The 23,869-nt window shown below is 34.0% G+C and carries 24 protein-coding genes, 2 other RNA genes and 2 pseudogenes; 15 read left to right on the plus strand and 13 right to left on the minus strand.

Going from position 1 to position 23,869, the window contains the following annotated elements; translation table 11 throughout:
* Positions 1 to 8: 8 nt before the first annotated feature.
* Positions 9 to 1,076, minus strand: coding sequence for a recombinase RecA (recA, locus tag AAGD72_RS00105; protein ID WP_010963008.1), 1,068 nt, complete (start codon positions 1,074 to 1,076; stop codon positions 9 to 11).
* Positions 1,077 to 1,700: 624 nt separating this feature from the next.
* Here recA and AAGD72_RS00110 point away from each other — a divergent pair.
* Entirely contained in the window at positions 1,701 to 2,663 is a 963-nt protein-coding gene (locus tag AAGD72_RS00110) for a J domain-containing protein (protein ID WP_341815144.1), read from the plus strand.
* On the opposite strand, the gene AAGD72_RS00115 is transcribed toward AAGD72_RS00110, so the two are convergent.
* Together AAGD72_RS00115 and AAGD72_RS00120 are read right to left on the minus strand one after the other, a co-directional pair.
* The gene (locus AAGD72_RS00115; RefSeq protein ID WP_341814832.1) at positions 2,631 to 3,920 is read right to left on the minus strand and encodes a folylpolyglutamate synthase/dihydrofolate synthase family protein; all 1,290 of its coding nucleotides are present in this window, start codon (positions 3,918 to 3,920) and stop codon (positions 2,631 to 2,633) included. The two genes, AAGD72_RS00110 and AAGD72_RS00115, sit on opposite strands and share 33 nt — an antisense overlap.
* Positions 3,917 to 4,507 carry a phospholipid-binding protein MlaC gene (locus AAGD72_RS00120; protein WP_010963011.1) on the minus strand — a complete coding sequence of 197 codons (591 nt, stop codon included), beginning with the start codon at positions 4,505 to 4,507 and terminating at the stop codon, positions 3,917 to 3,919. Before AAGD72_RS00120 ends, AAGD72_RS00115 begins: the two co-directional genes overlap by 4 nt.
* Before the next feature lie 116 nt (positions 4,508 to 4,623).
* On the opposite strand from AAGD72_RS00120, the gene ssrS reads away from it, so the two are divergent.
* From ssrS to AAGD72_RS00135, 3 genes are all read left to right on the plus strand, one after another.
* Positions 4,624 to 4,784, plus strand: a non-coding RNA gene (gene ssrS, locus AAGD72_RS00125) — 6S RNA.
* 58 nt (positions 4,785 to 4,842) lie between these two features.
* Positions 4,843 to 5,265, plus strand: coding sequence for a type II toxin-antitoxin system RatA family toxin (locus AAGD72_RS00130; protein ID WP_245611012.1), 423 nt, complete (start codon positions 4,843 to 4,845; stop codon positions 5,263 to 5,265).
* Between the two features lie 54 nt (positions 5,266 to 5,319).
* Positions 5,320 to 6,024: a DsbA family protein gene (locus AAGD72_RS00135; protein ID WP_038199341.1), complete on the plus strand. Its 705-nt coding sequence runs from the start codon at positions 5,320 to 5,322 to the stop codon at positions 6,022 to 6,024.
* Positions 6,025 to 6,053: 29 nt separating this feature from the next.
* Here the strand turns inward: AAGD72_RS00135 and AAGD72_RS00140 are convergent, their stop codons facing one another.
* Positions 6,054 to 6,332, minus strand: a complete 279-nt coding sequence (locus AAGD72_RS00140) for a DUF2671 domain-containing protein (RefSeq protein WP_341814833.1) — start codon at positions 6,330 to 6,332, stop codon at positions 6,054 to 6,056.
* 250 nt (positions 6,333 to 6,582) lie between these two features.
* On the opposite strand from AAGD72_RS00140, the gene AAGD72_RS00145 reads away from it, so the two are divergent.
* On the plus strand, positions 6,583 to 7,230 hold the full coding sequence (locus tag AAGD72_RS00145) for an O-methyltransferase (RefSeq protein ID WP_010081993.1): 648 nt from the start codon (positions 6,583 to 6,585) through the stop codon (positions 7,228 to 7,230).
* Position 7,231: 1 nt separating this feature from the next.
* On the opposite strand, the gene AAGD72_RS00150 is transcribed toward AAGD72_RS00145, so the two are convergent.
* Complete coding sequence (locus AAGD72_RS00150; protein ID WP_065094500.1) at positions 7,232 to 7,885, minus strand: glutathione S-transferase family protein; 654 nt, start codon at positions 7,883 to 7,885, stop codon at positions 7,232 to 7,234.
* Positions 7,886 to 7,992: 107 nt separating this feature from the next.
* Positions 7,993 to 8,109: pseudogene (locus tag AAGD72_RS06325) on the minus strand (WPE palindromic element domain-containing protein); the annotation flags it as partial.
* Between the two features lie 236 nt (positions 8,110 to 8,345).
* On the opposite strand from AAGD72_RS06325, the gene ffs reads away from it, so the two are divergent.
* The 7 genes from ffs to dnaN all read left to right on the plus strand — a co-directional run bounded on the left by ffs (position 8,346) and on the right by dnaN (position 14,654).
* An RNA gene (ffs, locus tag AAGD72_RS00160) (signal recognition particle sRNA small type) lies at positions 8,346 to 8,435 on the plus strand.
* A 21-nt stretch (positions 8,436 to 8,456) separates the two neighbouring features.
* Positions 8,457 to 10,058: a DNA polymerase III subunit gamma/tau gene (gene dnaX, locus AAGD72_RS00165; protein WP_012673353.1), complete on the plus strand. Its 1,602-nt coding sequence runs from the start codon at positions 8,457 to 8,459 to the stop codon at positions 10,056 to 10,058.
* Between the two features lie 3 nt (positions 10,059 to 10,061).
* Positions 10,062 to 10,394 (plus strand): YbaB/EbfC family nucleoid-associated protein, encoded by a 333-nt coding sequence (locus AAGD72_RS00170; RefSeq protein ID WP_010963017.1) that lies wholly within the window; start codon positions 10,062 to 10,064, stop codon positions 10,392 to 10,394.
* Between the two features lie 590 nt (positions 10,395 to 10,984).
* Entirely contained in the window at positions 10,985 to 11,671 is a 687-nt protein-coding gene (locus tag AAGD72_RS00175) for an acyloxyacyl hydrolase (RefSeq protein ID WP_341814834.1), read from the plus strand.
* 318 nt (positions 11,672 to 11,989) lie between these two features.
* Positions 11,990 to 12,883, plus strand: coding sequence for an RNA polymerase factor sigma-32 (locus AAGD72_RS00180; protein WP_341814835.1), 894 nt, complete (start codon positions 11,990 to 11,992; stop codon positions 12,881 to 12,883).
* Positions 12,876 to 13,373, plus strand: a complete 498-nt coding sequence (locus AAGD72_RS00185; protein WP_341814836.1) for an invasion associated locus B family protein — start codon at positions 12,876 to 12,878, stop codon at positions 13,371 to 13,373. Before AAGD72_RS00180 ends, AAGD72_RS00185 begins: the two co-directional genes overlap by 8 nt.
* Before the next feature lie 123 nt (positions 13,374 to 13,496).
* The gene (gene dnaN / locus AAGD72_RS00190) at positions 13,497 to 14,654 is read left to right on the plus strand and encodes a DNA polymerase III subunit beta (RefSeq protein ID WP_264719014.1); all 1,158 of its coding nucleotides are present in this window, start codon (positions 13,497 to 13,499) and stop codon (positions 14,652 to 14,654) included.
* A gap of 88 nt (positions 14,655 to 14,742) precedes the next feature.
* On the opposite strand, the gene truA is transcribed toward dnaN, so the two are convergent.
* The 5 genes and pseudogenes from truA to AAGD72_RS00215 form a co-directional block, all read right to left on the minus strand.
* Positions 14,743 to 15,480, minus strand: coding sequence for a tRNA pseudouridine(38-40) synthase TruA (gene truA / locus AAGD72_RS00195; protein ID WP_264719016.1), 738 nt, complete (start codon positions 15,478 to 15,480; stop codon positions 14,743 to 14,745).
* Positions 15,481 to 15,551: 71 nt separating this feature from the next.
* Positions 15,552 to 15,674: pseudogene (locus AAGD72_RS00200) on the minus strand (IS630 transposase-related protein); the annotation flags it as partial.
* A 284-nt stretch (positions 15,675 to 15,958) separates the two neighbouring features.
* Positions 15,959 to 16,717: a cytochrome c1 gene (locus AAGD72_RS00205; protein WP_341814837.1), complete on the minus strand. Its 759-nt coding sequence runs from the start codon at positions 16,715 to 16,717 to the stop codon at positions 15,959 to 15,961.
* 272 nt (positions 16,718 to 16,989) lie between these two features.
* Positions 16,990 to 18,219 (minus strand): cytochrome b/b6, encoded by a 1,230-nt coding sequence (locus tag AAGD72_RS00210; protein WP_341814838.1) that lies wholly within the window; start codon positions 18,217 to 18,219, stop codon positions 16,990 to 16,992.
* Positions 18,220 to 18,323: 104 nt separating this feature from the next.
* Complete coding sequence (locus AAGD72_RS00215; RefSeq protein WP_341814839.1) at positions 18,324 to 18,494, minus strand: J domain-containing protein; 171 nt, start codon at positions 18,492 to 18,494, stop codon at positions 18,324 to 18,326.
* 68 nt (positions 18,495 to 18,562) lie between these two features.
* Here AAGD72_RS00215 and AAGD72_RS00220 point away from each other — a divergent pair, with 68 nt between their 5' ends.
* Positions 18,563 to 20,092, plus strand: a complete 1,530-nt coding sequence (locus tag AAGD72_RS00220; RefSeq protein WP_341814840.1) for an N-acetylmuramoyl-L-alanine amidase — start codon at positions 18,563 to 18,565, stop codon at positions 20,090 to 20,092.
* 19 nt (positions 20,093 to 20,111) lie between these two features.
* Here the strand turns inward: AAGD72_RS00220 and AAGD72_RS00225 are convergent, their stop codons facing one another.
* Positions 20,112 to 20,363 carry a J domain-containing protein gene (locus AAGD72_RS00225; protein ID WP_341814841.1) on the minus strand — a complete coding sequence of 84 codons (252 nt, stop codon included), beginning with the start codon at positions 20,361 to 20,363 and terminating at the stop codon, positions 20,112 to 20,114.
* 169 nt (positions 20,364 to 20,532) lie between these two features.
* On the opposite strand from AAGD72_RS00225, the gene AAGD72_RS00230 reads away from it, so the two are divergent.
* Positions 20,533 to 21,096: a NifU family protein gene (locus tag AAGD72_RS00230; protein WP_341815101.1), complete on the plus strand. Its 564-nt coding sequence runs from the start codon at positions 20,533 to 20,535 to the stop codon at positions 21,094 to 21,096.
* Entirely contained in the window at positions 21,093 to 22,319 is a 1,227-nt protein-coding gene (gene hisS, locus AAGD72_RS00235; protein ID WP_341814842.1) for a histidine--tRNA ligase, read from the plus strand. The genes AAGD72_RS00230 and hisS overlap by 4 nt, the downstream gene beginning before the upstream one ends.
* A gap of 20 nt (positions 22,320 to 22,339) precedes the next feature.
* Here the strand turns inward: hisS and surE are convergent, their stop codons facing one another.
* Positions 22,340 to 23,092, minus strand: a complete 753-nt coding sequence (gene surE / locus AAGD72_RS00240; protein ID WP_341814843.1) for a 5'/3'-nucleotidase SurE — start codon at positions 23,090 to 23,092, stop codon at positions 22,340 to 22,342.
* Between the last annotated feature and the right edge of the window lie 777 nt (positions 23,093 to 23,869).

Below are 23,869 nucleotides of genomic sequence, written 5' to 3' on the forward strand. Positions count from 1 at the left end.
AGTTTAGATCAGAAAACTGATTCTTCTAAAAGTTGCTCACTATCCTCGTCTATTATGATAGAATTATCATGATTTCTGAGTAAATCTCTGATTTTCGTTTCTATTTCATTTGCGACTTCTTTGTTTGTTTTTAGGTAAGTTTTTACATTCTCTCTTCCTTGCCCAAGACGTGTGTTGTTATATGAATAGTAAGCGCCTGCTTTTTCAAGCACACCAAGCTTTGCTCCCATATCTATTATTTCTCCGAGTTTTGATATACCTTCATTGTACATTATATCAAATTTCGCTTCTCTAAATGGAGGAGCAACTTTATTTTTTACAACTTTAACTCTTGTTTCATTACCTGTAATATTTTCTTTGTCTTTTATTACACCAACTTTTCTTATATCAAGCCTTACAGAAGTATAGAATTTTAATGCATTTCCACCCGTGGTAGTTTCAGGATTTCCATACACTACTCCTATTTTCATACGAATTTGATTAATAAATATCAATATACAGTTCGCTTTTGAAACGGCAGAGGTTAGTTTCCGTAGCCCATGACTTAGAAGCCTTGCTTGCAGCCCCATATGTTGATCACCCATATCACCTTCAATTTCAGCTCTTGGAGTTAATGCTGCGACAGAGTCAATAACTATCACATCAACCGCACCAGAACACACTAAATACTCAACAATATGCAACGCCTGCTCTCCAGTGTCTGGTTGTGAAATCACTAAATCATCAGTGCTTACCCCAAGTTTACGAGCATATAAGACATCCAATGCATGTTCTGCATCGATAAATGCGCATGATCCTCCTTTTTTTTGTGCTTCAGCAATCACGTGCAAGGCAAGAGTGGTTTTACCAGAACTCTCGGGGCCAAATATTTCAATTATACGCCCTTTTGGCAGACCTCCAACACCTAGAGCCGAATCAAGCGCAATTGATCCTGTGGATATTGTGTCTATTTTTTCTACAGGGTTTTGCTTCAACTTCATTATTGCACCTTTACCGAATGCTTTTTCAATCTGGCTTATTGCGTTATCTAGCGCTTTTTGTTTATCACTATTTCTTTCTTCTGGGTTACTTGCCATAGATCATTTATTGATTTATATAATTCTCTATGATAATCAAACGCGAATAACCTGCCAAGGTTTTTCTAGTATTTATGTATTATTTCAATGAAAAATATTAACGTTTTCATAAAGCAGATATTTGTTTGCCTTCGTTAGTAACACACTATACTTTAGTGTACGAACGTTGCAATTTGCAGCATAGCAGGTGGTGTCATCCAAGTAGCCAACACTGAAATGACTAAATTCGAAATGGCTACATGAATTTATTGTAAATTACTACCGTATAAGGTGCGATGCAACAAAGCCATTCCAGTGTCAGCTACTTGAATGACACCTCTTAGATGGGTCAGCTACTCAGATCTGCCATGAAAACTGCAACCCTAAATGTTGGAGCACTGTCGTACACTAAGCGCTGTAATGACAATTTTAGTCGCTTCATACACTTATCATGCTAGTCATAACAGAAATAATTTTTACCAAAGATATTTATGAAATAATTGACATAGTTTGGAAATATGTATATTATAGAACATTAATAGTTAGTTAATTTGTAGGTGTAATGTGGCTAGAAATGTTTTGAATGAAAATGAGTACCACGCTTTAAAGCAGTTGTTTTTAACATTTAATATTCAAAAGGAGGATGTGGTAAATTCTGACATTAAGAATATTAAGAAAAAGCTTAGTCAACAATACCGTAAATTATCGTTAAAATATCACTCAGATAAAAACCCAAACAATAAAGAAGCGGAGGAGAAATTTAAGATTATTGCATTAAATAAGCCATTTTTTGAAGAATTTATAATAGAGCCATTGGAGAAAGGTCTCAATAAAAGAAATAATTTAATAAAAGAATTACGCGGTAAGTTGTGGAGTCGCAGTTATGAAGAATTGCAAAAATACTTAGATGATAAGTGCAGAAATAAACTCTATAATAAGCAGCAGTCAATTAACAATAATGTAACTGCTTATGTAAAATATTCTTCTTATTCAAATCTCTTAGGAGTTCTTTTAGTATCCTTCACATTAATTGCATTTTTAATAATTAATGGTATTTCTTCTAATGTACCAATAGCAGTAGGTTTTCTTGCTCCCTTGTTAGCAGGATCTATTTTGAGTCTAGCTGTTAAGAGCATTTATACTAGAAATGGGAAAGAGTTTAATTATCAGACTAATATTTTATTATTGTTTAACTTTGACCAAGAATGCGAAAATTTTTCAAAGAGTGATAGGACTAAATTAAAGTGGCTAAAAAATTCAGTTATTTTGAGCAACACAATCTGTACATCTTTAATGTTTTTCGGTGTGGGATTAGATTTAGTTGCCAACGGCTTTGGTATAACTAACTCTATGATGTTATCCGGCTTATTACTTTCATTACCATTCACGCTTTTAATTGTTACTTCACCTATTTTAAATGCTGCAAGTAATTATATTCTCAAAAAGACAGCTATAAATTCAATTGAGGAGCAATTTAAAGGTGATGATCAGTTTATAGAAGTCGATAACGAAAAGCCAAGCAGTACTATGAGCAATCAAAGTTATTTCCCCATCGGTCAGTTAATATCATCAAAGTTAGCTATTCTCCATAGCGAAGTCTCTAGCTAGGAACAATGAGCCACAGATTAGTATGGTTTTGACGTTTTGGGTAGAGGCTTTTAATATGTGATTTGATATTGCATCGCCAATTGATTCACATTCAACTGCTTTTATTCCTATGTTATTGGCTTTTTCCCTAATCAAATTTGTATTTGTTGCTTTAGGTTCAGACTTAACACAAACCGCACATAGTAGCTTGATATATGGCTTTAAGTGCTCTAAGAACTCTTCCACATTTCTGTTACTAGTAACACCAAAAACCATATAAATACCTTCAGCAAAATTATCTTTTACCCACTGAGATAGTACTCTAGCACCATCATTATTGTGTGCACCATCTAAAAATAATTGCCAATCTTTCGGTAGTAGGAAAATTAAATTACCTTCTTTTATAGACTCTAGCCGTGCAGGCCAATAAGTGCACTGTAAACCTGAAGTGATATCCTCTTCTCCAATATCAAATTCATACTTTCCACTTAAAATACTACATGCTGCAATAGCATTGCCTGCATTAATCACCTGATGATCACCCTTTAAAGACGGCAAAGGAAATTCTATTGATTGAATAGCTGATTGGAAAACCATTTTGTTGTTCTTTTTTTTGCAATTCCATTCAAAACCTCCTCTATATAGGGGAGATTTCTTATTTATTGCGTGGTATTCTAGCGTGTTCATTATAGATTTTTCTTGTGGTGCTATCACGCAAGGAACATTAGGTTTCATTATTCCAGCCTTTTCACCTGCTATAATTTCTATAGTAGGGCCAAGATATTCCGTATGATCAAGTGCAATGGAAGTAATTATTGTTAAAATCGGACTATCTATAACATTTGTTGTATCAAGTCTTCCACCCATACCCACTTCAATTAAAGTTATATCGGCTTTATGACGAGAAAAAGCTAAAAAAGCTGCAATAGTTGCAGCTTCAAACAGAGTGATAGGTTGTTCTGCAATTACGGCACGGCATTCTTCTAACAAGCTATATAATTCATTATCGTCGATATAACTGCCTGCAATAACTATTCTTTCATTAAAATTCACCAAATGTGGAGAAGTGTATGCGTGTACCTTATACCCTGCTGCTTGCATTATATATCTTATAAATGCTAGTGTTGAGCCTTTCCCATTAGTTCCAGCTATATGAATTACGGGAGGCACTTTTTTCTCGGGGTTATCTAGTTTGCTAAGAAAGCCTTTTATGCGATCAAGAGAAAAATCATTCGGCCTGCTACCAAGTGGCTTAGGCCAATGAGGCATATATATCATGGATTGTTATTGCATTTTAATTCAGCTATAACGCTTGCTATGCCATGCGTGTCGATTTTTTCACTAAATTGATAACGTTGATTAATAGCAATACTTATTCCACTCATTACAACATCACTTATCAAGAAAGAACTGTTATTTTTAGTAACTTTAAAATCAATATTTGTAAATTCTTCATCACCGTAAGAAAATCTTGTACCAATTAAGCAAGTTTCATCGTCAACTGCTTTTGTACTCATTATGATCATTTCACTATCATGCATGTATTTATATAAAATTTTAACGCACAAACGCGTAAGATACACTTCATACTCTCTTAAAAAATCTTCTTTTTCTTTTTGTTTAACTAAAGCCCAATGTTTTCCTATGACGAATTGCGATATTCCTTTGAGGTTAACATTGTTTTGAATGACCTCCTGAAGCTTTTTTTGCACACATTCCCGGTTTTTTTTATTCTCCTTTGTAGATATACCATCCACTTGTTGCTTCATAGTATGCACAAAAATTTTGTGATCTGTACAATTAGTGTAAGCACTTGAAGAAATTACAATAAAAACAATGATAGTTAAAACTTTAGTAATGTTCATAAGATATATTTATTAGCTATGATACTTAGAATGCAAAGTTTAATAAAGATTAAATAATAATCGCTAGCTTTAATATATCTATAGACACACCTTGTATAAATCATCTACAATTAATTAAGGGTCTGTTCTATGCGTTATGAGTTAAGTTAAATTTCCCGAGCGATAATTTCTAGTCAAGGGAATTGCCTCTGTTAATTTCGTTGAAATTGATACGCGATGCCCACCTTAACTTTAGTCTCAGGAATCTACTAAGGCTGACGGTAGATACGGATCCTATTTTGATTGGTTTAACATTTATGCTTCATCAATACAAAGAACAGGGTGTTTTCCTATGTTTGCCTAATGAAGTATTCCAAATTGTAATTGATGTTGAAAGGTATCCTGATTTTGTTCCTTGGTGCAAAGCCGTTTATATAAAAGAAAAAATTAACAACCAAATGGTTGTGGATCTCCTCGCAGCTTTTCATGGAATTAAAGGTAGATATACATCAGAAGTTACTTCTCTTTCTCCAAGTGGAACAAATGAAGGTTGGATAAAAGCTGTATCATCAAATGGAATATTTAAACATCTATACAATGAATGGCAATTCATTCCCATAGATGAAAATAAAACTATGGTAAAGTTTTATATAGAGTTTAAGTTTAAGTCCAACTCATTTTCCACTTTATTAAACTCAGTATATAAGTATACACAAAGTAAAATAATTGCTGCATTTAAAGATAGGGCTGAAAGCCTTGCTAAACAAAAGTTATCTTGACATTATTAATATAAATGTATAATTTTTTTTAGTAAGTTAAGTGTTTATATTGTAATGATTTTTAGACTATTGTTTTTATTAATTTTCATAAGTGTTAATTCTTATGCAGTTGTTAAGCAAGATTTATCCGATAACCAATACATTCAAAAAAAACCCAATGAAATAACATCAAATGAGCTATTATCGCCATTACCTAATGATAAATTATTAGGAGATCCAAAAGCACCAATTCTAATGATAGAATATGCTTCATTAACTTGTTATCACTGCTCTCTTTTTCATAGGAATGTTTTTCCTAAAATTAAAGAGAAATATATAGACACAGGTAAGATGTTATATATATTTCGTCATTTTCCTTTGGATTACAGAGGGCTAAAGGCTGCAATGCTAAGTCATTGCTACGAAAAACAAGAAGACTACTTTAATTTTAACAAAGCTGTTTTTAACTCAATAGATTCGTGGAATTACTACAATTTAAGTGATTTGACTTTACTACAAAGAATTGCTGCACTAAGCAACTTAAAGCAAGATGCATTTAACCAATGCATTAATGATAAGAAAATAATGGATAAAATCGTAAATGATAAATCACTGGCAATTAATAAACTTGGTATCACAGCCACTCCAATATTTTTCATCAAGCTTAACGATGATAAATCATATATAGAGCATAATAAAGTTAAACATGGAGGGTATAAAGAGCTGAAATATTTCACTAATGTGATAGATAAATTATATGGAAAAGCTATAGTGAAGTAATACCACTGTAGCTTACCATATAAAAGACTCTATGCTGAGTCATTGTTTTTCACTACTGTTTGTTGTTTTTTACGCTCAAACTCTCTTTTTTTACTGTGCCAAGTGTAGTAATACATAGCGATTTTATTCTCTATTAATACTATTGTCCCATCATAAAACTGAACCATATCCATAACTTTTCTCTGAGCTTCATCAAAACGTTCTTTATACTTTTCACGATAAGCTGGATTATGTAGTAACATAACCCCTTTATTCTTGTTAGATTTTTTGTTTAACGTTTCAACTTCACCAGCAATAGTATAAGACATATAACCCCCTCTAATTGATTATAAAAATTATATTTTAAAAAGAGAAATGCGCATAAACAATCCCTTTAATTCTAGCATAATAATCGACTGTTTATTATACTAGTTAACTATAGTACGATATATAATAATTTTTGTCACTTAAAATTTTATACTATGAAATAATAACTTAAAATAAATGTTTTTATTATTTTAAACTATATTATTATATTTATAAATTGTGTATGAATTAAGTCTCCCTAATTTATAATATATGCGTAATAATTTTAGTATAAAATTGTCATACATAAGAAATCTATTTGCAAAAGAATATAAAAAAATAGAAGAATATTGTATTCTTGAAAAAAAGCAACATATTCAAATTGGCCCTGAAGAAGGAAAGCTATTAAGTTTATTTATAAAAATCCAAAAAATCAAAAGTATTGTTGAGATTGGCACGTTATACGGTTACTCGTCGATTTGCATGGCAAAAGCTCTACTAAAAGACGGTCATATATATACAATAGAAAATAATCCTCAACACTCAAGAATAGCAAAAAAAAATTTTAGTGCTTTTAATCTAAGTGATAAAATTACTCTAATAGAAGGCGATGCACTGGAAAAAATTAATGAATTATCAGCAAAAGCACCATTTGACATGATATTTATTGATGCTGACAAAAGTAGTTATCCTAAGTATTTAGATTGGGCAGAGTCATACATTAAACAAGATGGGCTAATCGTTGCAGATAACACTCTACTGTTTAACACAGTATTTTTAGAATCGCCTCCAAAAGAAGTATCAGAAAAATCATGGCATGCCATGAGGGAGTTTAATAATAGATTATCAGATGAAAAAAAATATTTCTCTATATTGATTCCAACTGATGAAGGAATGACTGTAGCTTTAAAGCTAACATAAGTTAAAAATCAAGGTCAGCATAATGTTTAGGAGGGATTAAACCAGAAATCCTCTCTAATAATATCTCACGAAAACAAGGCTTTGATTTAACAATGGAGTACCATTCTTTTAAAATTTTACTTTTTTCCCATGGAAAACTACTTACATAATCCATTACGGAAATATGCGATGCTAAAGTAATATCAGCTAAAGTGAACTTATCAGTTGCAAGCCAAACGTTCTTGTTAATTAAGTGTTCGATGTATTCCATATGGCAAGGCAGGTTATGCTGAGCTGCATGAAGAAATCTAGAGTCAGGGCTGCGGTTAGTAATTACTTTTTCATTCATAATATACTTAGTAACTTCATTGTAAAATTTGTTATCGAACCAATTGATTAGAGCGCGTATTTTAGACTTAATAATAGTGGATGAACCAAGTAATTTGACGTCGCTATTGTAAGTCTCTTCTATATATTCACAAATGGCATTACTATCCGCTATTACAAAGTTATTATCTATTAACACTGGTACTTGCCCGGTTGGATTGATCTCCATAAATTCATTCCGCTTTTCCCACGGATTTTCATACACTAGATCACAGCCTAATTTTTTTTCTTTTAGAAAAGCTCTAACTTTTCGTGAAAATGGACAAAGAGGAAAATGATATAAAATCATAATGTTCCTCTTTTGTTATACCAATATCCTTTTTTTGTTACTCTATGGCTTGACCTACAACTGTACGAACTTTCTTTGTAGTCCACAGAAGTTTGCGTAGCAGGTAGTGTCATGCAAGTAGCTGACACTGGAATCCAGTTCTTGTTATACAATTGCCTAGTGCGCTCATTTACAGTTAAGTTTTCTGGATCCAAGTAGTCAAGCACTGGGATGACATCCTTTTCGGTAAAAATTGCTCTTATATCACAACATTCATACAGCTGTATGCCTAGGCACTGGGATGACATAAATAAGCGCTGAAATGACATAAATAAACATTGGAGTGACAATCTTGTAGTGACTTGCATGACAACTAACTTTTTGTTTACTTCAAAATAGCACTGTAAAAAATTTAACATATCAAATTATAGAGCTAATATAGGATATACCTTGCTAAATAAAAAAAAAAGTATAATATTTTATAAGGTATGCAGGCAAAAACTCTGTAATTTGGTCAGATCAGAAATGAAGCAGCCATATCAGAACCTTTTTGGGTTGCATACCTATTTCATTATTTGTTTTATCCGAGGCTATGAATATAGCATTAAAACATCGTCCTAGTAGCTTCAAAGATCTAGTAGGTCAAGATATATTAGTGCGTGTATTAGAAAATGCTTTTATTTTAAACAAAATCCCACAATCTATACTGCTCTCTGGTAGTAGTGGAGTTGGTAAAACCACCACTGCAAGGATAATAGCTTTATGTTTGAATTGTTCCCTGGGGCCAATTTTTGAACCTTGCGGATCATGTGAAAATTGTCTAGCAATAAAAAATTCAAGCCATCCAGATGTAATTGAAATCGATGCAGCAAGTCACACTAGCATTGACGATATTAAAGTAATCCTGGGAGATATTTGCTATTCACCTATAAGCTCTAAATTCAAAGTCTACATTATAGATGAAGTACACATGCTATCTAGCAGTGCATTTAACGCATTACTTAAAACCCTAGAAGAGCCACCATCTAGTGTAAAGTTCATTTTAGCAACTACGGAAATAAAAAAGATACCAATAACTATTATTGCACGTTGTCAAAGATTTGATTTACACAACATTCCTGTAGCTAAAATAGTGGAACGTTTAAATGATGTTGCACAAAAAGAGAGTTATTCCATTGAAAAGGGAGCATTAGAATTAATTGCACGACACTCTGGAAATTCAATGCGTAACGCCTTGTTTTTGATGAATCAAGCAGTGCTATATAGCAAAGATGGTGCAATATCCACTAAAAATGTGACAGACATACTTGGCCTAGTGGATAAAGATATTATATTCGATCTATTAGGGGCAATATTAGAAGGTGATTTACAGAAAGCTCTATCAGTGTTTGACAAGGCGGTAAAAACAGCAAACCCACTTAGTATTTTTGAAGGTCTATTGCAAACAATTCAGTTAGTATGCCGTTTTTTGATTACAAAAGAGATTGATAATGCAGTTACAGAGCATGAAAAGAATAGGATAAAAGATTTAAGTATAAAGAGATCTTTAATATTTTTTTCGAGATTGTGGAAGATGTTGCTTAAAGGTATTCAAGATATAAAAACTTCAACATGCAACGATGTTGCTGCTGAAATGATGTTAATTAGCCTCTGTTATCTTTCTGATCTGCCTTCTCCGGAACAGGTGATCAAAAAAGTTCTTTCGCAGAATGTAGAGCAAGGAAATAGACAGGGCAGACCTGTTGCACCTTCCCCCTCTGTCATCCAAGTAGCTGACTACTCGGATCCAAAAAAATATGTGGAAAGTAAACAACAACCCCACTCTGTCATCCCAGTGCGTGACACTGGGATCCATGTGGAAAATAAACAACAAAATTACGATTTTGATAAGATTTTGCAACTATTAAGGCGAAGTAACCAAATTTATCTTTACAAACAACTGTGTAATAATCTACAATTAATAGATTGTAAACCTGGATATTTAAAATTAAAAGCTGTATCTAAGTTGGATAGTAATTTTTGCAATGATTTAAAAAATTACTTAAACCAGGTGACTCAGCAAGAGTGGGTTATTGCAGTTGATACAGGTTATATAAACAGGGAAGTGAGTAATTTAAATTATGCACCTGCAGTTAAGGATATCCTTGACACGTTTAAAGGTGCAAAAGTAGTTAATATAGAAAATAAGGAGTAAGTTGTGGATTTTAGTCAAATAATGAAACAAGCGCAAGAGATGCAAAAAAAGCTTGCAGAAGCTCAAGAAAAATATGTTGGAAAAGAGTTTCAAGGTATTTCTGGTGGTGGCAAAGTTTCTGTATTAGTGGAAGTCATAAAAATAGGTAGCTATAAAGCTAAAAAGGTGAACATAGACTTAGAACTTATGAGAAATGAGGAAAAAGATATAGTAGAGGATTTAGTAACAGCAGCGTTTAATGATGCCGTTAAAAAAGCAGAAGAAGATATGGCGAATGCAACTTCTGATCTTGCAGGTATGATGGGTTTACCATCTGGGTTTAAACTTCCTTTTTGAATTTACTACTGAAGTTTCTTTTAGTGTAAGTATTTTTTTTCTAATATTCCCAACGCTAGTACTTCTTCATATAATGTACCTATACTAGCATAGCCCTACGTCATACCGTGATTCATTCCACAACTGTACAAACATTGCAATATGGCACATAGTAAACGATGTCATTCCAGTCTGGAATCCAGCCTTGCCGTAATCTCATCAAGAACATTGTGTTTTAACATAAAACGGCTACTTTTATGCTTACCAACTTAATAAAATTCCTGGATCCCAGACTGGGATGACAAGAAGATGGTACTTGGATAAGAGGCATTGCCCTCCTGGTAGGCCCAAATTGCAATGTTCGTACAGTTGTGGATTTCTCATCCGCTAACAAGCAGCGAGATGACGAGGTCTTTCGATAGTAAATCTTACCTGTGTTAGCTATACCAAAAAATCAAAAGTCGTATTTATTCATTAATAAAATCTTTGTCTTCTCCTAAAAATTAGTTAAAATGTAGAATATTTTGTGTTATTAAGTTAGCACTTGACTTAACTTTAGTTGTTACTTAGACTACTAAAGTGGAACTTTAATTTTTTTTACGAGGACAATTATGCATTATAAAAAGTTTTTTTCAGCAGCCGCTTTAGCAACGTTGCTAAGTTTATCAAACTCTGCTTTTTCAGATCCTGTTGGTCCAATAAGTGATGAAGAAACTAGCTACTACGTTCGTTTGCAATACAACGGTGAATTTTTACCTCTTTTCACAAAAGTTGATGGTATTACCTATAGGAAAGACAAGAGTGATTACAGTCCATTAAAACCATCTTTTATAGCTGGTGGTGGTGCATTTGGTTACAAAATGGACGACATCAGGGTTGATGTTGAAGGAGTTTATTCATACCTAAACAAAAATGATGTTACAGATGCAGAATTTACGCCAGATACTATTGCAAACAGTTTAACAGCAATTTCAGGGCTAGTTAACGTTTATTACGATATAGCAATTGAAGATATGCCTATCACTCCATATGTTGGTGTTGGTGTTGGTGCAGCGTATATTAGCACTCCTTTGAAAGACGCTGTGAATGATCAAAAAAGTAAATTTGGTTTTGCTGGTCAAGTAAAAGCTGGTGTTAGTTATGATGTAACTCCAGAAGTCAAACTTTATGCTGGAGCTCGTTATTTCGGTTCTTATGGTGCTAATTTCGATAAAAGCGGTGGTGAGAAAGACAAAGGAGGACATACAGTCCTTTACAGCACTGTTGGTGCAGAAGCTGGAGTAGCGTTTAATTTTTAGTCTATCTCAGTCTTGTTATCCCAGTGGGTTTTTTCTTGTCATTCAAGTAGCATGACACTGGGATCTAGAAAAAAGAAATGTGGATTCCAGTGTCAAGGCACTGGAATAACACTATTTGCTATGTGTTTAAGCTATAACGTTTACCATTGTACTGGTAGAATATCATCTAAAGTTACATAATGTTATCCAATTAGCTAACACTGCGGCCTACTGTCTCCAAGAAATTAGATGGAAAATTTGTACTTTTTTCAAATCAAAGCTTGAATTTTTGCTGGAAAATCAATATATTATATGCATGAAGTTTTAATTTAAGTTGTTATGTTGACCTCAATGGCAAACTTATGTGTCGATAGCAGAACCAATCTCATGCAATATATTGCTAGGGTGCAAAAATTTCCTATGCTGTCTCAAGAGGAAGAGGTACGATTAGCAAAAAATTGGAACCAATATAAGGATGTTTCTTCTGCTCATAAATTGATTACCAGCCATTTGAATTTGGTAGTGAAAATTGCAATGAAATTCAAAAATTATGGACTATTGTTGATGGACCTGGTCATGGAAGGAAATATGGGTTTAATGCATGCAGTGAAAAAGTTTAATCCTGATTTAGGGTTTCGTTTTTCAACTTATGCGGTGTGGTGGATTGAAGCTTCAATAAAAGACTTTATATTGAAATCTTGGTCGTTTGTGAAAATAGGCACAACGCAAGCACAAAGAAGATTGTTTTTTAGTTTACGTAAAATAAAAAAAAGAATTTTACAGTATACAAACAGGGAAACCTTAAATAATGAAGAAATAAAAGCAATATCTAATGAGCTTTCTGTATCCGAAGGAGACGTTCTGCAGATGAATTACCGTATGGCTTGTAAGGATCAGTCGCTAAACGATTGCATAAAAATAGGTGATGACTCTAAAAGGGAGCTACAAGATATGATCCCATGTAACTTGGTTAGTCAAGAAGTAACCTATCAGAATCATGAAGAAAAAGAATTAAAAGAAGCAATTTTAAACAATGCACTAGCGAGCCTCAACGAAAGGGCAAGAGACATTTTTATCAGTAGATATTTGTCTGAAAACATTCAAACTCTGGATGAACTTAGTAAAAAATATTGTGTTTCAAGAGAAAGAATAAGGCAGTTGGCTAAGCAGGCGATGGCTAAGGTAAAACAATATATACAATCTGAAAGTTTGAAATTTTGTTTGCATGCGTAGTTTTTTTATATTTCTAATATTTTTTTCGATAGACGCTTTTGCATCAGTTAGTGATGTGCAACTGAAGGAAAAATATAAAGATTGGCTCGTGTATACTGCATTGGAAGATGGAGAGAAAGTATGTTATATTGTATCCTATCCTAAAAAAAAAAGCGAATATTATACAACCAATCGCAAGCCGTATGTAATGGTTAGTTATGTTGATAAAAAAGCAGATGAGGTAAGCGTTACCTCTGGTTTTCAGTATGATAAGGAGCCTGTAGCTCTCAATATCGACAAAAAAATTAAATATACACTGCCCATAATACAGGGAAGTTTTGCGTGGGCAGAGCATACAAAAATAGATCAAGATCTCATTCTAAAAATGAAGCAGGGATTATCAATGGTAGTTAATGGAAAAACAAAAACAGTGACCATTGATGATACTTATTCCCTACTTGGTTTTCAAAAAGCGTATCAAAAAATGCATGATTTATGCCATACAAAGTAAATTATTGTAACAGAATACCCAGCTATAGTATAAACTAGACTACTCTTTCAATGGAAATATAAATAGCACTTTACTTTATATGGGATGTGGATATCATTTAAAATATATTTTTGAGAGTTAGCAATGTCAGAGGTTGCAGGTGTAGATACAGAAATCAAAAAGCAAAATTCTGTGTGCGAGCAGATGCGTTTTAGCGTGAGCCGCACAAGTCTTTTAAATACATTATCCAGAGTAAGTGGAGTGGTTGAAAGGCGTAATGCAATAGATGTTTTGGCGTGTATAAATATCAAAGCACAACACGGCAGCATAAAATTAATGGCAACTGATCTTGACATTTCAATGTTTGCCTCACTTGCTGCAACCGTATTAACAGAAGGAGAAGTAAAAATTTCAGCGCATACTTTACATGACATAGTGAAGAAGTTACCCGCTGATTTGGATGTCAATTTTGAAGTAAACAACCAAGGAAAATTATTGATGTCTTGCGGAAATGCAAACTTTTCTTTACCGAATGTAGTTTCAAGCAGCTTTCCTGCTCTTGAAGAAGACAATTATAAACATGATTTTATTCTACTAAATACGGACCTGATAGACTTATTAACTAAAACAAAATTTGCTGTATCACTAGATGATACAAGGTATAATTTAAATGGAATATATCTACATACAGATGAGCAGTTTCTGTACTGCGTTGCAACTGATGGCCATCGTTTATCATGTATAAAGAGGCCAAAGCCTGGGAACATCAATGGCGAATTTGGTGTGATCATTCCACGTAAAACTGTTATGGAGCTGTTAAAAATATTGGACGATTGTAATGAAATTAATGTAAAACTCTCAGACAGAAAAATCAAGTTTACATGCGGTGAATATATTCTAATATCAAAATTAATAGATGGAACTTTTCCAAATTATAAAGCAGTTATTCCAGCATCTCAAGATAAGCATATGATTATTGAAAGTAAAAAACTTTCAGATGTTATAGATCGAGTTTCCGTTGTTGTATCTGATAAAGTAAAATCTATTAAATTCTCACTACAAGAAAAGCTGCTAACTCTGCATTCAAACTCCCAAGAGTGCAGTGATGCAACTGAATCCATAGAAGTGGACTACAATGAAGCCCCTATAGAAATAGGGTTCAACTCGCGTTATTTGCTTGATGTTCTATCTTGCATAAAAAATAAATGTAAGTTTAGCTTAGCCGATGGTAATAGTGCTACAATTATCACTGATGAAGATGATTCAAGTGTATTATATGTAGTGATGCCAATGAGAACTTAAACTCGTCATCTCGCTGCTTGTTAGCGAGATCTGGAGATACTGCGGCGGTATGGCACTTATTTCACTAAGAACGTTACTTTTTATTAAATTAGTAATCTATCTTTACCAAATACAAGCCAAAAGGCGGCGCGGTAACCCCAGCAGCACTTCTTTTGCATTGGCTTAATATATGTAGCATTTCTTGCGGATTGGTTCTATTTTTTCCAAATTCAACTAAAGTACCCGCAATAATCCTCACTTGGTTATGTAAAAAGGAAATAGCAGATATTTTGATGTGTATATGATTCCCGTTTTGTACTATATCGATATCATCAATTGTTCTTATCGGATTTGCGGCGTGACAATCTTTTGAACGGAAACTTGAAAGGTCATGTTTTCCAAGTAGATGTTTAGCAGCTTCACGCATAATATTTACATCAAGTGGACTAAACACTTGCCATACATAACCTGTCTCCAGAGCGGCAGGAGCATAGCGATTAACTATTCTGTATTCGTAATATCTTTTTTTTGCTGAAAACCGTGCGTGAAACGCATCATCTACAACTTCTACATTGAGCACGACTATAGGAATTGATTTTAAATGATAATTTATTGCATTTCTTATTCTATAAAGCTCAAATTCCTTTTCCATATCAAAATGAGCAACTTGTCCTAAAGCATGAACCCCTGCATCAGTCCTGCCACCACAGTACAAGGCAATTTTCTCACCACTGAAATTAAATATAGCATTTTCTATCTTCTCCTGGATTGAGTTAGCAGAGTGTTGCTGTTTTTGCCAACCAGAGAAATTACTACCATTATATTCTACCGTTATTTTGTATCGCACTGCATTACATCAAGCTCTATCTAAAATAGTCATTTTCTATCTTAACATAATTTATGGTCAAGCCTACAGTGCTGCCACTCCCATAAAGTAGTTCGTCCAATCTTAAATCTTGCTGCCACTGCTTCTCTGCTTTCTCCTTCGTCTAGCGCCTCCATTGCTTTTTTTCTTAAATCATAACTATATGCTGCTGGCATTCAACCTCCTTATCATTATCTATCCTTATCACATCCGGACTTCTATGAAAAGAGCTATAAATCGTGAAAAAGAACTGCTCATTAAGTGCTATTTGCTTAATAAATTTACTGACATTGGTATGGCTAAATTCGAAATGGCTACATGAATTTATCGTAAATTATTACCGTATAAGGTACGATGCGACAAAGCCATCCCAGTGTCAGCTACTCGGATGACACCGTCATAAAGGAACCAGTGTTAGCTACTTGGATGACAACCATTGTGCTTGAGGCAAAATTGACTATCACTTCTTTTTATAGAGCTTGCTCCAAACTTTGTTGTTAGTTAATACAAAAAACACTGTTAAAATTATAAAATACGCCACTACTTTTAATCCAAGTTTATGCCGGCGCTCTAATTCTGGCTCTGCTGCCCATTGTAAAAAATTTATCACATCATACGCCATATTTTCAACTGTGGCTTGCCTTGCACCATCATATTCCACCATTCCTTCAGAAAGTGGTGGCGCCATAGCTAATCTGCCTGTTGGAAAATACGAATTAAAATATAAATCATTTTCATCGTGTTCGCCGTTTTGATAGCCTGTTAACAATGAATAGACATAATTTGCACCATCATGCCTTGCTTTAATAATTAATGATAAGTCTGGTGGGACTGCACCATTGTTGCTTGCTGTAGCTGCTTCTTTTGTATCAAAAGGCGCAATAAAATAATCCGAAGGTACTCCAGGTCTGTCAAACATTTCACCCAAATCATTCGGACCATCTTTAACTTGGTAAGAAGCTGCTATCTGTTTTACATCTTCTTCAGAAAAACCGACATCTTGCAAATTACGAAATGCTACCCTATTCATTGAATGACAAGCAGCACAGACTTCTTTATACACTTTATAGCCACGCTGAATTGACTCTCTATCGAAAGATCCGACAATTCCATCAAATTTCCAGTCTATTTTCTTATTTGGTAATGGTTTAAACTCTTCTGCAGATATAAGACTAGATAGAAATAACATGCAGAAGATTGCAAATACATTAGATCCCATGCGTAACCACTGTTTTAGTAAATTTCGAATTGATGACAACGGAAGATAGTGGAATGACACTGTGTGTTGTATACAACGTTCATACAGTTGTGTACATGATGCTGGAATCCATTTATTTTTTTTCTGGATCCCAGTGTCAAGCACTGGGATGACAGAAGAGGGTGCTGGGATGACAGAAGAGAGTTCTGGAATGACAGAAGAGGGCTCTGGGGTGAAAGAAGAGAGTTCTGGGATGACAGAGAATTTTGTAAGAGATCTGCTTTGAGTTGACATCACCTCATCTCCGGCACAGAATCACTTAAGGTTTTTGGTGGTTCTTTTGGCTTTTCATACTTACTAAGCAGTGGTAAAATTATCACAAAGTATGCAAAGTAGTAAAGAGTAGATAGCCTACTCATAGTGATGTAAGGCTCTTTTACCTCTTGTCCTCCAAGCCAGGCAAGAAGTACAAAATTTATTGCAAAAACCCAAAAAAATTTCTTAAACACCGGGCGATAAGCACCACTTTTAACTTTTGATTTATCAAGCCAAGGTAACAAAAACCACACTAAAATAGACGCAAACATGGTAAGCACACCAGTAAGTTTATCTGGAATCGAACGTAGCATTGCATAAAAAGGTAAAAAATACCACTCTGGCACTATGTGTACCGGAGTTACCATAGAGTCAGCTTCTATATAATTGTCTGGATGCCCAAGATAATTGGGAGCATAGAAAACAAATGCGAACAAAACTACAAAAAACAGACCAAAAGTTATGCAATCCTTGACTATATAATAAGGATAGAGAGGAATGGTATCCTTATCTGATTTTACCTCAACTCCACTTGGGTTACCAGAGCCAAACCTATGCAGAGCTATCACATGAAGCATAGCTAAAGCAATAATAACAAAAGGCAGAAGGTAATGCAGAGCGAAAAAACGGTTAAGTGTTGGATTATCAACGGAAAAACCACCCCATAACCATATAACTATTTTATTGCCAACTAAAGGTATAGCAGAAAATAAGTTGGTTATAACTGTTGCACCCCAGAAACTCATTTGTCCCCAAGGCAATACATATCCCATAAAGGCAGTTGCCATCATTGCAAAAAATATAAATATACCAACAAACCACACCATCTCTCGTGGCCTCTTGTAAGATCCGTAATATAACCCACGCATTATATGAACATAGACTACCATAAAGAAGAGCGATGCCCCGACAGCATGAGTGTAGCGTATCAGCCATCCATAGTTCACGTCACGCATTATACGCTCCACGCTATTAAACGCATAATCAACATGCGGAGTGTAGTGCATAGCAAGAAATATACCTGTTATTATTTGTAAAATTAGCGCTATACCAGCCAAAGAGCCAAAGTTCCAAGCATAATTTAAGTTTTTTGGCACTTGATAAGAAGCGGTGTGTTTTAGAAAAGAAAATATAGGCAATCTATATTCTATCCATCCTAATATGCCTTTTTCTTCTTTTATTGTTTCTTTCTTGTTATCTTCCTGCATAACTTAAACCTTTCTGAACACATGTCCATTGCTACTTTTATCTTATTTTTTTATTGTAGCAACTTATCCTTTACGCACAAATAAAAACTTTAAAGCAATATTAATTACCTCTTCAGCAACTTATCACGTGCTGCATTTAACTTTTGTGCAAAATATTCCGAGCCTCCTTTATCTGGGTGAACTAATTTCATTAAATTTTGATATGCTTTATTGATTTCATTTTGGTTCGCTCCAGAATCTATTCCTAGCACTTTAAATGCTCCATCTCTGAACATGTTACTACTACCAGACTAGTATGATTTTGTCTTGTAAATTTATTCAACAACCCTATTCTAACTATATAATGAAAAATTATCTACAAAGTGTTTATGAAGATGGTATGAAAATCCAACTATCTAAAGTCAACAAATATTTATTAGTTTTACTGATTACTGTCTCAGCATTTCTCATATCTGGGCAAGTATCCAGTTCAAGCAATATCGAGAATGATTTTCAAGATTTACAAGAAAAATTACCATTATTGAAAGATCAGGATTTGTTATTTTTAGATCCAGCTTCAGCTTTAAATTATGGTGATAGGGCAGGTAAAAAAGTGTTAATGGTTATAGTTCACCATACTGAAACATCAACACTAAAAGGTACAAAAGATACGCTGAATGCTAGAGGATTGTCAGTTCATTTTATTGTCGATAGGGATGGCAGCATCACCTTAATGGTTCCATTAGAGAAAGAAGCATGGCATGCTGGTATTAGTTATGCAAGAGTTAAGATAAATAGCAAGCTTGAAGAGCTGCAGAAGCTTAACAACTATTCTGTAGGTATTGAAATTGTGAACACAGGACTTGAGCCTTTCCCGGAAGAGCAAATGAGATCTGTTAAAGAGCTGATTTTATACCTTATGGAGCGTTTTAAAATTAAAAGGGATATGATATTTAGTCATTCTGAAATAGGAACTATAGTGCATGATCCAGAGCTTGGCTATACAATGCGTAAACCAGATCCACACAAATTGTTTGATTGGGAGTTATTAGAGAAAAATGGAATTGGATTGCACATAAGTGACAGAATAAACCCTAAAGATGCTAAACAGCAAATGGGCGAAATATTGTATAAAGCAGGTGATAGAAATGAAGGTATTTTGAAATTAAAACAAAGGCTGAACAGATTTTTCTATAAGATATTACCTTGGAGTGATAAGAAAGGTAATGTAATTTTTCCTGATAATAATGCTGATTACTCAGATGAGTTTGATGAGAATTTTGTATGGGTTATTTATCAGTTTTCAATACATAATTTACCAAGAGAAATTAGAAAAGATTTACCTCTTAAATTAGAACAAGCAGATATATTTCCTGAATTCTTTAGTAAATATAGTCATGGCATTTCTTCTAGTTATCTAACCTTTAGTGAAAAAATTAAATCGACTCTACAACCATGTTTAAGCAAAGTAGATTATGAGAATTTATTATCTTCTCTTGCACAATATGAGAATAACATTTCTCCTGATGCATCTACCACTTTAATGTACAAAATTAAGTTATACTATGATTCTTATTTAAGATATCGCATATGGTCTTCACTCTATGAACCATTTAAGCTTAATGTATTGGAAGAGTTAGACATTTTAAAGAGTGGAGTGTTATCTTTAAAATCACTAGATAGCTCTAAAGCTGCAGAAGTTTCCAGTTTAATTGATAGCTTTAAAGCAGATATTTCTTTAGAATTTCAGGATTTTGAGAAACAGTGGTTTCAGGAGTTTAAGAATGCTTGGAGACAAGAATTTATACCTTCCCTGGAAGAACAGATAACATGGACTGCACTACATGAAGCAATATTGGAGTATTTAGAAAAAGCAAAGGAAGAAATTCGTTAAACGAAAACTTTTTTTAAGATCACTTTTTTAACAATTTATCACGTGCCGCATTTAGCTTTTGCGCAAAATATTCCGAGCCTCCCTTATCTGGGTGAACTAACTTCATTAAATTTTGATATGCTTTATTGATTTCATTTTGACTTGCCTCAGGATTCAGTCCTAGTATCTTTAATGCTTCATCTTTGGACATGTTATCACCAGTGTAATTTTCAGTACAACTTCTATTGCTATTAAATTCGTTCAAAAACTTACTCAATATAGAGTTCATCATGAAACTTATGTTATTTTTTTTTGTCAGGAAAAGAAAAAATACAACAACGCTAGGCAAGACAAATGTAACTACTATGAATATCAAAAAAAGGAAAAAGATGAATGACATGTATATTTTTTTATCATTTTATGATTAAATAGTAACAATTATAATCGTCATGGTAAATAACATGTTCATCCAGATTGAAGAAACACCAAATCCAAACACACTGAAATTTCTCCCTGGATTTGCAATTCTAAACGAAGGAGAAACGGCTGATTTTTCAAACGCAGATGAAATAAAAAACTCCAAGTTAGCAGCAAATCTTTTTCAAATAGAACATGTGGTAAGAGTGTTTTTTGGTCATGATTTTATTTCAGTAACAAAATTGGATGGAATTAATTGGGATATATTAAAAGTGGAAGTTTTAACTACAATTATGGATCACTTGACTTCAGGTGGAAAAGCACTAGATAAAGAAGGAGTGAATGATCCAGACGAGGAATTTTTCGATGAAAATGATATAGAAATTGTAAATAGAATAAAAGAATTGATGGAAAGTTATATCAAACCTGCAGTTGCTCAAGATGGTGGTGATATCAAATTCCGTGGCTATAAAGATGGAATAGTTTATGTTGAGTTACAAGGAGCTTGCTCTGGATGCCCAAGTGCTGCAATTACTTTAAAGCAAGGAGTGCAGAATATGCTGAGCTACCACATACCAGAGGTTGCAGGTATAGAGACCACACTATGACTAATCAAACAGTTAGAGGAACGAAAGACCTTCTATTTGATGAGTGGTATAAGTTTAAATACATTCAGCAAACAGCAAATAGAATCTCAAGTCTATACGGCTTTTTGCCCGCCCAAACTCCAATATTTGAGTACACGGAGGTTTTTACAAAAACTTTAGGTGATAGCTCAGATATCATCACTAAAGAGATGTATAGCTTCAATGATAAAGGGGGAAAGAGCATAACTTTACGTCCTGAGTTCACTGCAGCGATTGTCAGGCTATTAATTGAAAAAAAACTGCAAATGCCGATAAAATTATTTTCAACAGGGCCTGCATTTCGTTACGAAAGACCGCAAAAGGGAAGACAAAGGCAATTTCATCAGATAAATTTTGAGGTTTTTGGCATAGAAGATCCAAAAGCTGATATTGAATTGATATCACTCGCTCAGCATTTACTAACTGAATTTGGCATCAATAAAAATGTAAAGCTGGAAATCAACTGTTTAGGTGATGGTGAGACAATAACTAAGTATAGAGAAGCTTTGATCTTATACTTTACAAAGTATCAAAATGATCTATCAGAAGATAGCAAAAATAGGTTGATCAAAAACCCACTCAGAATACTGGATTCCAAGGACGAGAAAGATAAATCAATAATTTCTGATGCGCCCAAAATCAGCAATTATTATACGAAAGAGTCCTCAGATTTCTTTGAACAAATACTAAATGGATTAATAATTCTTGATATACCTTATACCGTAAACAATAAACTAGTTCGAGGTTTGGATTATTATTGCCACACAGTGTTTGAGTTTGTTACAGAGGATTTAGGTGCACAAGGGGCAGTTTTTGCCGGTGGAAGATACGATAATTTAGTATCTTCAGTAGGTGGAAAACACACTCCAGCAATAGGATTTGCAGGGGGTATTGAGCGCATAATGGAGTTAATCAATTATTCTCCGAAAGAAGAGCGATCTATTTACCTAATTCCAATCGGTAGAGAGGCTGAAGAATATGCCATAACACTTGCGAATGAATTGCGCAGAAATGGTTTATATGTAATCTATGAATATAGCGGAACGCTCAAAACCCGAATGAAAAAAGCAAATCAAGCAAATGCTAAAGCTGCTTTAATCTTTGGCGATGAAGAATTGAGTAGTAAAACTTTAAAGATTAAAAACATGGATACAGGTGAAGAAAAAATAATTGCTCGCGATAACACAATAGAAAATATCTATTAGGAGCAATGCAAATGTTTTTCTCAGTCAGCTATAGAAGAAAATTCGTCTGCACAAGAATTTTTCATAGTATTCAATGTATCATAATCTGTAAAATCTAATTTTACCGGTGTAATAGTAATAAATCCTTCTTTTATTTTATTTATACTACCACTGCCTGAGTGCTCTCGAGACCAATTTAAGCTAAAAGAGCCATTCGAATTTTCAGTAAAAGTTAAATCCCCATCAATGTTATATTCACCTTGTTCAGCAAATTCTACTCCTTTTACTTTTTCCGTAGCAGGAAAATTTACACTCATCACTATGTTTTTAGGCCAACCAACCTTAACTAGCTTGGCAATAACCTTTGGTGCAAAAACCTTTGTATTGTGCCAGTCTATTTTATCATGATAAACTTGGCTTAGCGCAATAGAAGGTATAGACCTTGCAGCACCTTCCATTACAGCACCAATTGTTCCTGAATAACAAATATCGTTCCCGACATTTGATCCAATATTTACTCCGGACAATATTAAGTCTGGTTTTTTATTCATAACTTTATTTAGCGCAATAATGACACAATCTGCAGGAGTACCAGACACACTAAATTCCCTTTCACTATGTTGTTTTATTCCAATAGATTGTTTCACTGGATAATCAAGAGATCTTGCAGCTCCGCTTCTATCAGTATCTGGTGCCACTATCCATATTTCTGACGCAAAATTCCGTGCAACCTCTTTGAGTAATTTTATTCCTTCACTTCCAAAACCATCATCGTTTGTTATTAATATTATCATATACAATACTCAGCTATACAGCTCCAAATTATGTAAACCACTGGCTGTAAATAAACTCATGAGGCTTTAAGTTTCTTTGCATAACTGTGGACTGTAACAAAGAACCTGCTGTAAATCAATAGATTTCTTGCACAGGCCATAACTGTCATTACAATAGAAACGAAAAAACTTACTTGACAAACTCCGCCAGCCCCCTTATCATGAAACTGAAGCTATTTATTTATCTTCGCAATCTGCAGATTAAAACGACAAAGGGAACTTTGTATTTGGCGTAAATCATGCTTAATTTTTTGCACTATGTGCACCTCATGTCTTTATAAAACTTTTAGGTTTTTACCTATACAAGCCAAAACGCGCTTATAAAGCGTTTAAGACAGTAAAAGACGTCAAATAGACAAGGGAGAATTTGAATACTAGCTACCCTAGGTTTTCTTTGCCTTTTTTTTCTGCCTAGTAAATTTCTTAAACATTTAAACTAAGGTGAGTTGCATTTAAAAGCAGCTAAATTGCAGTGTTTAAGACTTAAAAAACGCCAATACTGAAAATAGACAATGACTAGGGCTTCTTTTGCCTTTTTTTTCGTTTGGTAAATTTCTTAATGTTTGTAGCTAAACGACAACCGTCATCCCGCTGCTTGTTAGCGGGATCTAGAGATACCGCGGCGGTATAGTATCTCGCTGCTTGTTAGCGGATGAGATACCGCGAATGAATCGCGGTATGACGGTTCGTGGCGGCGTGACGATAAGCTCGTCATCCCGCTGCTTGTTAGCGGGATCT

Source organism: Wolbachia endosymbiont (group A) of Chalcis sispes (assembly GCF_964026765.1).
Lineage (GTDB): Bacteria > Pseudomonadota > Alphaproteobacteria > Rickettsiales > Anaplasmataceae > Wolbachia > Wolbachia pipientis.